10 protein-coding genes and 5 pseudogenes are annotated in these 10,664 nt (G+C 33.6%); 5 read left to right on the top strand and 10 right to left on the bottom strand.

Features of this window, described 5'->3' with window-relative positions; translation table 11 throughout:
• A pseudogene (locus CQ058_RS29425) lies at positions 1-325 on the bottom strand (IS6 family transposase); the annotation flags it as partial.
• Between the two features lie 74 nt (positions 326-399).
• Here CQ058_RS29425 and CQ058_RS29420 point away from each other — a divergent pair.
• From CQ058_RS29420 to CQ058_RS29415, 3 genes and pseudogenes are all read left to right on the top strand, one after another.
• Positions 400-1,040, top strand: a pseudogene (locus CQ058_RS29420) (RNA-guided endonuclease TnpB family protein); the annotation flags it as partial.
• A gap of 190 nt (positions 1,041-1,230) precedes the next feature.
• Positions 1,231-1,353: a hypothetical protein gene (locus tag CQ058_RS32555; RefSeq protein ID WP_258169583.1), complete on the top strand. Its 123-nt coding sequence runs from the start codon at positions 1,231-1,233 to the stop codon at positions 1,351-1,353.
• 165 nt (positions 1,354-1,518) lie between these two features.
• Positions 1,519-1,803, top strand: a pseudogene (locus CQ058_RS29415) (WXG100 family type VII secretion target); the annotation flags it as partial.
• A 119-nt stretch (positions 1,804-1,922) separates the two neighbouring features.
• Here the strand turns inward: CQ058_RS29415 and CQ058_RS29410 are convergent.
• The 5 genes and pseudogenes from CQ058_RS29410 to CQ058_RS29390 all read right to left on the bottom strand — a co-directional run bounded on the left by CQ058_RS29410 (position 1,923) and on the right by CQ058_RS29390 (position 5,181).
• Positions 1,923-2,663 carry a YrrS family protein gene (locus tag CQ058_RS29410; RefSeq protein ID WP_105590163.1) on the bottom strand — a complete coding sequence of 247 codons (741 nt, stop codon included), beginning with the start codon at positions 2,661-2,663 and terminating at the stop codon, positions 1,923-1,925.
• A 238-nt stretch (positions 2,664-2,901) separates the two neighbouring features.
• Positions 2,902-3,336 carry a hypothetical protein gene (locus CQ058_RS29405; protein ID WP_002187376.1) on the bottom strand — a complete coding sequence of 145 codons (435 nt, stop codon included), beginning with the start codon at positions 3,334-3,336 and terminating at the stop codon, positions 2,902-2,904.
• 656 nt (positions 3,337-3,992) lie between these two features.
• A pseudogene (locus CQ058_RS29400) lies at positions 3,993-4,217 on the bottom strand (DDE-type integrase/transposase/recombinase); the annotation flags it as partial.
• A gap of 23 nt (positions 4,218-4,240) precedes the next feature.
• Positions 4,241-4,735, bottom strand: coding sequence for a hypothetical protein (locus tag CQ058_RS29395; RefSeq protein ID WP_002191574.1), 495 nt, complete (start codon positions 4,733-4,735; stop codon positions 4,241-4,243).
• Between the two features lie 53 nt (positions 4,736-4,788).
• Positions 4,789-5,181 carry a transporter gene (locus tag CQ058_RS29390; protein ID WP_002187379.1) on the bottom strand — a complete coding sequence of 131 codons (393 nt, stop codon included), beginning with the start codon at positions 5,179-5,181 and terminating at the stop codon, positions 4,789-4,791.
• A gap of 488 nt (positions 5,182-5,669) precedes the next feature.
• On the opposite strand from CQ058_RS29390, the gene CQ058_RS29385 reads away from it, so the two are divergent.
• Positions 5,670-7,052, top strand: a complete 1,383-nt coding sequence (locus CQ058_RS29385; RefSeq protein WP_002193435.1) for an alpha/beta hydrolase family protein — start codon at positions 5,670-5,672, stop codon at positions 7,050-7,052.
• Positions 7,053-7,108: 56 nt separating this feature from the next.
• Here CQ058_RS29385 and CQ058_RS29380 read toward each other — a convergent pair.
• Both CQ058_RS29380 and CQ058_RS29375 read right to left on the bottom strand, forming a co-directional pair.
• Positions 7,109-7,306, bottom strand: a pseudogene (locus tag CQ058_RS29380) (carboxymuconolactone decarboxylase family protein); the annotation flags it as partial.
• 7 nt (positions 7,307-7,313) lie between these two features.
• Positions 7,314-7,718 carry a tautomerase family protein gene (locus CQ058_RS29375; protein WP_002187384.1) on the bottom strand — a complete coding sequence of 135 codons (405 nt, stop codon included), beginning with the start codon at positions 7,716-7,718 and terminating at the stop codon, positions 7,314-7,316.
• 109 nt (positions 7,719-7,827) lie between these two features.
• Between CQ058_RS29375 and CQ058_RS29370 the strand changes: the two genes are divergently transcribed.
• Entirely contained in the window at positions 7,828-8,703 is an 876-nt protein-coding gene (locus CQ058_RS29370; protein WP_002187385.1) for a LysR family transcriptional regulator, read from the top strand.
• A 315-nt stretch (positions 8,704-9,018) separates the two neighbouring features.
• On the opposite strand, the gene CQ058_RS29365 is transcribed toward CQ058_RS29370, so the two are convergent.
• Positions 9,019-9,774, bottom strand: a complete 756-nt coding sequence (locus tag CQ058_RS29365) for an SDR family NAD(P)-dependent oxidoreductase (RefSeq protein WP_002187386.1) — start codon at positions 9,772-9,774, stop codon at positions 9,019-9,021.
• A gap of 58 nt (positions 9,775-9,832) precedes the next feature.
• Positions 9,833-10,519: a MerR family transcriptional regulator gene (locus tag CQ058_RS29360; RefSeq protein WP_002193434.1), complete on the bottom strand. Its 687-nt coding sequence runs from the start codon at positions 10,517-10,519 to the stop codon at positions 9,833-9,835.
• Positions 10,520-10,664: the final 145 nt, after the last annotated feature.

Genomic DNA, 10,664 nt, shown 5'->3' with positions numbered 1-10,664 from the left:
TATGATTTCTAGATTTACTCAAATAAAAGTCAATCGTGTTTCCTTCAGAATCAACAGCACGATATAAATACATCCATTGTCCTTTTACTTTTATATATGTTTCGTCCACTCTCCATGAATTCGTTTGTTTGAGATGACGTCGAATTCATGGTCCATATTGATGTACCCATCGCATAATAGTTGTATGAGCCAGGAATAACCCTCGTTCCTCCACCATTTCCACCAAATCACGAAAGCTTAAGTTGTACCGTAGGTACCAACGTATAGTTAACAAGATGATGTCTGGCTGATAATGTTTCCACTTAAATAAATTCTCCTTTTCCATACTGATTACACACCTTTTATAGAGTAGTACTATCAGTATTTCCAAGTTTGATAGACCATTTTCATCTACTTCAAAGTTTTTGCACCCGAACCGAAGTAAAAGAATTACCGAAAACAGGATCTTCTGTTGGGATTGATATGGGATTAAAGGATTTTGCTATTCTTGCAAATGGAACTACATACAAAAAACCTAAATTCTTTCGTACATTAGAAAAAAATTAGCGGAAGCACAACGCATCCTTTCCAGAAGAGCGAAAGGTTCTTCGAACTGGAATAAATAACGTGTGAAAGTGGCACGAGTCCATGAACATATTACTAATGCAAGAAAAGATTACTTGGATAAAATCTCTACCGAAATCATCAAAAACCACGAAGTAATTGATATTGAGAATCTACAAGTAAGCAATATGCTGAAAAACGGGAAACTTGCCAAAGCAATCAGTGAAGTATCTTGGTCACAATTTCGAAATAAGTTGGAATACAAAGCAAAATGGTACAGGAAGCAAGTTGTAGTTGTCTCAAAAACATTTGCTTCTAGTCAGCTATGTTCAAATTGTGGTTACCAAAATAAAGACGTTAAAAATCCAAATCTTCGTGAATGGGATTGTCCTTCTTGTGGCACACATCACGATAGAGATATTTACGCAGGACTGAATCTTAGAAACGAAGCGATTCGTCTCTTAACAGTAGGGACTATGGAGATAGCCTACCGCTAGGTTTCCGTACTTAGGAATCTCCCACTTCAAACAGTCCGTTAGGACGTTAAGTGGTGAGTAGTTCAATTTACTGCTTTTTTGGAGTATTGATAGGATTGCTGTCATAAATCACAAAATAAAAACACAGAAGTTTGTCACCTCTGTGTTTCTTCGAATTTTCTCTGATTGATTGCTCGATAAAGAGAACCTTGTGATACCACAAGAACCTTACTCACCAGTAATCATAAACAACTGGGACATTAACTTTTCCGGTGTGATTCAGCAGGCGAATACGGTACTTCATGGGCAATTTGCTCCAGTTGAACCGATTTGACCAGGTGATTCCGCTTAATACGGAATAAATAAAGAAAAACCGACTTAAATTACAGAGCCGGTTTCTTTTGTTATTTCACATATACATTGGCTACATTTATCTCTACATTAGATATTTATATTTTTCTTCCTGTCCCACAATTTTAATTGGGAAAGGTTGAAAAAAATGATTCAAATCAAAGTAACACCTGAAATGCTAGAAGAAGCTGCTAATCGTGCAAGTAATACCAGAATCACATTAGAATCTATACATAATAATTTATGTAATGAAATTGATCATTTGTGTTTTCAATGGATTGGTGCCTCTAATCAACAGTTCATTCAAATGTTCAATGATGCGAAACCAAAAGCTTTTACATCTATCAATTCACTTGTACAAGTATAAGTAAATTTGAAACGCATCGCCGTAAAATTCCGTAATGCGGATAATCAAGATTTTGAACTTTCACAAAAGCAAACTTTTAAATACATAATTACTTCAAACATCATATAGAACCAGGTTTATCTTATCTGGACAATAATAGCTTAGTCCCCCACAACGAGAGAGGGGAACATTTACATTTCCCTTATTTATTTTACCACTTGAACAGATGCTGGTTTCCAACCCTGATTCTCTACCCAATCAATATCAACCTTATATTTTTTATTACTTTGCTTATCCCGTACATTACCGTAGGCTTTATTATTACCATTATTCCCAATAAAATCGAAAATCAATTGGCTCTCTGGAACATCAACAGCATAAGAAATTGCTTTTTTCATCTCACTCCAATCTGCTGTTCCTTCTTTAAATTGCATTGCAGGTTTTGCTCCTTGCTCTGTACCAATTGGCTTCCAAGAAGGATTAGTTTGAGAACCCTTTTCTTGAGATGCCGTTTTTTCTCCCTCTTTATTTTCATTTTCGCTCGTTTTTACCGATTTTTCTGCTTTTTGTTTCTCTTCTAACAGTGCTGCTTCTCTCTCTTCACGTTTCTTCTCTTCTAACAGTGATGCTTCTCTCTCCTCACGTTCCTTCTCTTCTAACTGCGCTGCTTCTTTCTCTTCACGTTTCTTCTCTTCTAACTGCGCTGCTTCTTTCTCTTTATGTTTCTTCTCTTCTAACTGCGCTGCTTCTTTCTCTTTATGTTTCTTCTCTTCTATCTTTGTTGCTTTCTTTTCTTGAGCAATTGCTTTCTTTGATGTATCAGAAGGGGAAAACAACTGGTATGTCACTATACCAACTGACACTAATACCAAAGTAAATGCAATATTAAAAATCACCTTTTTACGACGATTTTGTTGTTTTTCTTGAAACCTGCTTCCTTGTCCCATTTTTTAAACCTCCGAGTTTATTTTCTCTTCTAATCTTTATGCATTATCCTTATAATTCTTAATATTTTCATTAAACAATGGAAATGAATTACAATTCCCATACAAGATTTCATATCATAATAAAATTTGTGTTGTTTCAAGCATCTGACATATGTTATTCAAAAATATTTTAATACATTAAAAATTGATAAGCATCTGTTCGTAAGAAACCTTCAATTTTATTCAAAGGCGATTCCAATTACGTCCACATTAGATCTCCTGTAGAAATCTTTTTAACAATTAAGCCCCTTCTTCCCTTATTTATAATTTTCAAATTAAACTGCCCTCTATGGTACAATAAAGATGTGTTGTTTTCTACTGGGGTATGTCGTAAAATCAAAAGGGATTTTATCTCTTTTACCTTTTTTTCAGAGTAACTTTCACCACTAGGAGACTCTATTATTCCTAATGTAATCTTTAATTCGCTTTCATCAAAAATCCATTCTTTATTAAGTTCCCTTATCTTTTGTATAAAGCTTCTTTTGGTTTTTCCTATATAAATCAATGTTTCATTCTTAGCATATACTCTAGAGATTGCAAATATTCCCTTCTTAAAAGCTTCTTCTCTATTATAAAAATCATTTAAACTATACAATCCATACCATTTAATATGTACTGTTTCTATTAACCTCACCTCATTTTTATGATAATATTATAATTTCTGAACGTTCAAATTATTATGGATACATAGCCTTGATTACTTGAATTATAAATAGTGCTTTTCAATAATACATTTTATTATTACTAATTTCAATAATGAATATGTACATATTCATTATTGAATGGCTGCAAAAAAACATGGGAATTTAATTCAAGCCCTATATCAAAATGAAAATAAAAAACACCTGTGATATACACAAAGTGCTTTTCTCTTGTTAATTTATCTATTTTCTTTTTATAACCCAAACTCCTTCGAATCGTACTTTTCTAGAGTTTGCTGCAATTCATTTTTTTTCATATGGAATATGTTTATCTGTCTGTACATCTTCAACATTTTCTCCACCTGCTAATAATCTCCTGTACTTAAAAGAGTGCCCTGTTAATAATGGTGTAATTATGTTGTATGGCCCTCCTTTTGTTTGATTACTTGTATCATAAAACAAGTATCTGAAGCTGATATGTGGTCTACTTTACTGATAAAAATAACAAATAAAAAAGGAAACCTGCATGTTCGTTATAGTGATTTTCACGTTATATATACTCATATAAATTTATTAATATGCAATATTACATATTAGGTTCCTGTATCTTCATGATATTGATGTATTTATGATACTTATATCTTCATATTTAGAAAGGAATACTATTGTACGTTGAAAAGGCGGAGTCTCTTTGAAGACTTCGCCGTTGTTTATATAGGGCATGAATAGTCTCGATACCTTTTATCGTACGTGAAGCATGACGAAGATTTTGAAATCCTGCAGATTTGGCAAAACGTCTCTTGACATGCCTATGAACCTGGTCAATAAGATGGCTAAAATTTTTGATTCTACAATGGATTGTAGTTTGATAAACCGAGAGACCCTTTAGAATAGAAATCACTTTTGACACAAAACAATGATTTTATATGGTGTAGTTTGAGCTGGTATACTCATTGTTGTAAAACTATAAATAACTATTAAATTTCGATTTACAAGATTACCTGTAAAGAATTGACCATTTGTTAATAAAATTTGAGTAGAAGGAGAAATATTTAATTTTAATTTTCCATCACTACTCTCCAACTGTTCATTAAAATAGTCTACTTTTACATTTTGATGCGGTGTATATTTTGCCATAACAATCGCTTGAAATTGTGGTGGGAAAATAAGAGGAGCAGGAGCGTTGGCATCGTAAAACCCAGTTACTTTATCTCCTACTACTACCGTTGCATAGTCGATAAAATACGTATTTGGTTTCACTACAAAATTTATTAGATTTCCATAACCATTATCTACGGACATTAATTTATTACATCCTATATCTTCGTTTGACCCTGTTACAAAATCGTTAATCATAGTTATTGTACCATCAAATGATTGAAATTTTTTCATTCAAATACCTCTTTTGTTTATATAATTAAACCTCTATCGTTACTCTATAATTTTTAAAAACATGTAAATGAAATAATCCTTCTCGTATCAATTCCAAAAATAACCCAAAACCTACCGTTCCATCTAAAACCAGCAACAGACCTTGGTCCTACAAAAATTGGGAAATACCAAAATTGTTCACCATTACTAAGCCATATATAAGTATTTCGAAATAAACATAATGAAATTGCTCCTGGATCAACAGCAAATGGTGAAGCAGTTGATTGTTGAGGAATAAATGATGGGGGAGGAGATGTTGGAGCTTGTGAACTTTGCTGTCCTGGAAAACTTGGTACACCCGGAAAACCTGGCATTCCAGGTATACCTGGAATCTGAGGACCAGGGAATTGACGATCGAAGCATTGATCATAATTTATATAAGGAAAATATATTGAATCATTATACATTTAAAAACCACCTCTTTCTTTTTAAAACCCTCTAAATTATTAATATGTAATGTTGTTCGTATAGGAAGCTTATTCGCATCCTATACGAACAATATTTTAAACAGGAAAGTATACCTATACCCTTTTTTTTCGGTATGGGGTAATGGAAATTCCAGTGTCATCTTTGCTACTACACCCTGTTACCAATAAAACATGCACAATGTAGAAATGAACCATAAAAATTTCTTCATCGTATGCCTCCCTCTCTTCTTGTTTTTCTTCCCCTACATCATAACGGGATTGGAATCATTGTTGGAAAAACGATCGATTTCTATGATTTAGCAAAGATTTAAGTATAAATCCATTGCTTAACTCCTCCACTCTTTCAAACGGGCTTTTTATGATATGTATGCAGGATTCCCCCTTACATGTAACGAAACCCCAATAGGGAAACATTCCACTAATTACCATACCCATTTCATACCATTACATTTTGGAGGTTAAACAGGATGAAAAAAAAGAAGTTACAAAAATCAGCACTTTCTTTTACCCTACTCTTTTCTTTAGGTGTTTCTTCTTTTCCGCTTACAACAGCTATTCATGGGGATACACAAGGGGCACAAACTGCAGAAAAGAAACAAGTCTCATTAACGGAGCGTACGTCTTTATTTTTTGCATATCTCCAACAAGGTAAATATGCAGAGGCACTCCAGTTGACGTCTGCAGCTTTTCAATCCAAGTTTACGGCAAACATATTACAAAGCTGGTGGACACAAAGTGGCGGGAGCAGGATTACAAGCATCGGAACACCTTTTATAAAAGAACGAAACTTGGTCCATCAAACGGTTGAAGTTCCAGGAGCTATCGAAGGAACTACTATTCCATTACTCCTTAAATTCACGCCTGGCGGCAAAGTTGATGAAGTTGGTGTAAGGACGACGCCAGAGAAATCTTATACCATCCCACATCCTAGCTATGACCAACCTGATTCCTACCAAGAGCGCGAAATCGTAATTGGAAATGCTACATACCCGTTACCAGCCACATTAACGGTTCCAAAACATAAAATTGGCGAAAAAGTGCCTGTTGTTGTTCTTGTTCACGGTTCTGGGCCGCATGATCGTGACAGTACATTTATGGGAGCTAAAATCTTTAGAGACCTTGCAGCTGGTCTTTCATCAAGCGGTATCGCAGTGTTACGTTACGAGAAACGTTCTTTAGAACACGGTTTTAAAATGAGTGCAGAACCTGCTACATTAGACCGTGACACTACAGATGATGCCATATATGCAGCAAAATCAGCAGCGCAGCAGGAAGGCATTGACCCAGATAACATTTTCATTCTCGGACATAGCCAAGGAGCTGGCACAATGCCGCGTATATTAAGTAAAGCACCTTCATTACTTGTAAGAGGAAGTATTTTAATGGCACCACCTGCACGTCCTTTTACTGACATACTCCTTAATCAGTATCAGTACCTCGGGGCACCAAAGGAATTTATAGATGAACTAAAAAAACAATTCGCCTATATTGAGGATCCTACTTTTGATCCAGATCACCCACCAGCTGGTTATAATTATCTTTCTCCACATTTCATGTATGATGTGACTCGTTGGCGTCCAGTTGAGGAAGCGAAATCACGAAAAGAGCCATTACTGATTCTGCAAGGCGCACGTGATTATCAAGTAACAGTAAAGGATGAGTTTACGAGATGGCAAGAAGGGCTTTCAAGCCGCAGTGATGTTCAGTTCAAAGAATATCCGAAATTGAATCACTTTTTCACGGAGGGCGACGGGAAATTAAGCCACCCTAGTGAATACGAAGTCCCTTCCAATGTTCCTGCGTATGTCATCCAGGACATTGTTGCATGGGTCAATGCGACAAAGAAATAAGAAAACAACAAAAGCCATCATGCAATCATCATTGCGTGATGGCTTTTTACTAAAAGTAATTGTAGATGAAATGGTAGTTGCTCAGTATTACCGATACTAATTAGAGCAGATAGTGTACATAAGCTTCTTTCTCTAGATGTTAAAATAGGATCTCTCCATACTTTTTCGAATAATATGTTTTCACTATAATCAACAAAATCGGGAGCCATATCTCTCATTTTCTTTCGTATATTGGACTCGATACAATCATTCATTATTTTTTCACTCCCTTATATTAACCATTTGTGCTACTCCTTGACCAAATGACCAGTTTTCAACAGGTGTCTCGTTTAATGTAATAAAAATATCAGTTGTAGAGATGTTTAAATGATTTGAAATAGTTTTCGATATGGATTGATACAAACTCTTTTTCTGATTTATTGTTCTTCCTGGCCCACATGTAATAGAAACATGCATAATGTTTTCTGTTCTCTTTTTCTCTCCTTCTAAGAGATAATGTGGATCGTAAAAAAATTGATTAGGTGGGTAAGGTAAAAACATTTGAAAGTAATCATTTTCTGGGACTTTAAAGTGTTCAATCAATGAATGATGAATACTATTACTTATCGTTTTTAGCTCTTCTTTATTCAATTGACCATCTGGATAATAAACATTAACAAGCGGCATATTTTCACTCCCTTTCTTATGACCTTATTTTACTTCTATTATCTCGATTTGTATAATTGAAAATATATCGTATAATTATCAATAAAACCGATAAAGATGGAGTGCGAAGATGGAAATAAAAGAGTTAAATACATTTAAGATGATTGTCGAAGAAGGAACTTTTTCACTGGCAGCAAAAAAATTAAACTATGCTCAATCAACTGTAACAACACATATAAAAAAGCTGGAGAATGAACTTGGCTTCCTTCTATTTGAACGAGGATGGGATGCGCGATTAACAGAGGAAGGTACTTTATTTGCAAAAGAGGTAGATAACTTATTAATGCATTGGGATTATTCAATATCTCAAGCACAGCGCATAAGTAATGAGGAAAAAGGGACAGTAAGAATAGGACTAACAGAATCTGTTGCAAAAAAGTTAATGCCATCTATATTAAACTATTTAGACAATGAGAAACCATATATACATTGTGATTTTGTTGTAGGGAACACAGCACTTTTATCACAACTATTAGAACAAAATAAAATTGATTTTGCTGTTTGCGGAAAGAATAAGAATAGTTCCAATATGAACTTCACTCCACTTTACAATGAACAAATTGAATTTATTGTCAATAACCCTCATCATCCAATATTACACAAAGAGTCAGTTGAAGTATTCGATATCATTAATTATCCTATTTTAATTGGAGAAAATAGTTGTTATTATTATCAATCTGTGAATGCCTTTTTATCAGAAAATAATTTATCGTTTAAAAGAGTTTACAATTGTAATGCATTACATCTTATTCCACAAATGGTTTTTGGAAATGCAATAGGTATTATTCCTAAGGGAACTATTTTAAACAAAGGCAATATATCATTTAAGGTTAAAGGATTTAATCCCCAAATGCCTATAGGATTATTAATTTCTTCTAAAAACAGAAACTATTTGAGCCAGACAAAACAACGACTTATGAAATTAATTGAATTGTTATTGTCTTGAACTAACCCCACTTTCACTTCGTTTAGAAGTGGGGGATTCCTAGCTAAAGAGTTCTATCGATAGGCTATCTCCACAGTCCTTTCGGTTACAAGCCTTATCGCTTCATTCTTTAGATTGATACATGCGTTACAAAGCTATTTTACAGGTGAACCTAGAAATAATTGAATAAGGTGCTAATGATAAAAAAAGTAGAAAAAGACTAGTAAATTTACTAGTCTTTTTCTACTTTTTTTACTTTTGTAGTGTTAATATTAGATTTTATTCTAATAAAATCTAATATTAACACATCTTTATTCAAAAGCTAGATGTACCTAATTACAGATGACTTCCACCAGTTACATCCATATTATGCCCAGTAATAAAACTCGCTTTTTCACTCGCTAGAAATGAAACAACATTTGCAATTTCTTCTGGTTGACCCTCTCTTTTTAAAGCACTCATATTCTTTGCATTTTCTTGACCTTCTTCTGTATGCAGCCAGTTAGCAGTTGAATCCGTATCAATGATTCCGGGCATTACGGAATTAATCGTAATGCCTTTTTCACCCAATTCCTTTGCTAGTGTAAACGTCATTGTATTAATTGCGCCTTTTGTCATACTGTATATCATCATATATGGAAATACGATACGTGTCACACCGGATGATAGATTTATTATCCTACCATTGGATGCTATAAATCCGATTAGAGGTTGTGTGATAAAATATGGCGCTTTAACATTTGCATTAAATAGACGATCGAACTCATCATAGTCCACTTCTCCAAATCCATTTGATGTAGCATGTCCAGCATTGTGAACAATTGTATGTAGTGATACATTACTATCTTGGATTAGCATTTCCTTGGTTTTTTCGATGAATTCGTTAATCCCTTCACTGGAATTGAAATCACCTTGAATTAAATGTGCTTGTCTGCCAATTGATTCAATTTCTGCTTTGACTTGATTAGCCTTTTCAATATTTTGATTATAATGTAATAATAAATTGAATCCATCATTTGCAAGTTGGATTGCGATTGCCTTTCCTATCCCTCTAGAAGCTCCTGTTACCAATGCATAATCATTTTTTTTCATGTATTATACCTCCCTTTAAAGAGAGTGTAAGGGTTAACCTAAGGGTAAGGTCAAACACTTAATACTTAGACGGAAAAATAAATTCCGAAAGGCGTTTGGAGGAATATAGATAATCATCCGGGCTTAATATACGTTCATAAATATATGGTTCGGATAATTCTATTTCATTTTTTTTCATTATCTCATTTATTTTTAATATTGATTCTTCTTGATAAGGATCAATTTCATAGAAAAACTTTTGGGCTTGAAATCCAAAATAACTTGTGATTGCCAATTGATTCAATTCGTAATTTTCCAATTGTAAGGCGATACGAATAGGGTAAATTTTATTATCTATTAGTTTATATGTGATGATTCTTTCATTCTTTTTAACATTAAGTCCGCTAACTATTTCTTCTAAGTTATTCAGTGCTACACATATATTTTCATTTGGTAATAATTCATATTCATATACGAACAATGATTCTAGATACTCTTTTTTTACTTCGTTATTTAAAATCGTAATTGCAGGATTCAGGCCTTTCAATTTATTTATTGTTTGATTTGCATCTTTTATCTTATTTATTTCCAATTGAAGCTTTTCTTCTATCAAATTACTTATTTCAGCATCTGATATCTTTCTATGAATGATTTTGCTGATTTCATTTAAGCTAAACCCTGCTTGTTTTAACAAATTTATTCGTTTAGCAGTTAGTAACTGATTTTTATCATAATATCTATAATCATTACTCGGATTAATAAACACAGGATTCAAAATGGTTCTGGTGCAAAAACTTAAGGACAATTGCAATGAATCTATAAATCTTGGACATACTGTTACTATTACTTTAAAAAGGGTGCGTGATTGGTATGGAAAAGGAAAATGTATTCAAATGGAAGCATTATCAGCC

The sequence above is a fragment of the Bacillus sp. MYb56 genome (genome assembly GCF_002976445.1).
Lineage (GTDB): Bacteria > Bacillota > Bacilli > Bacillales > Bacillaceae_G > Bacillus_A > Bacillus_A mycoides.
The sequence above is the reverse complement of the archived record's forward strand: the minus strand, read 5'-3'. Positions and strand labels throughout refer to the sequence as shown.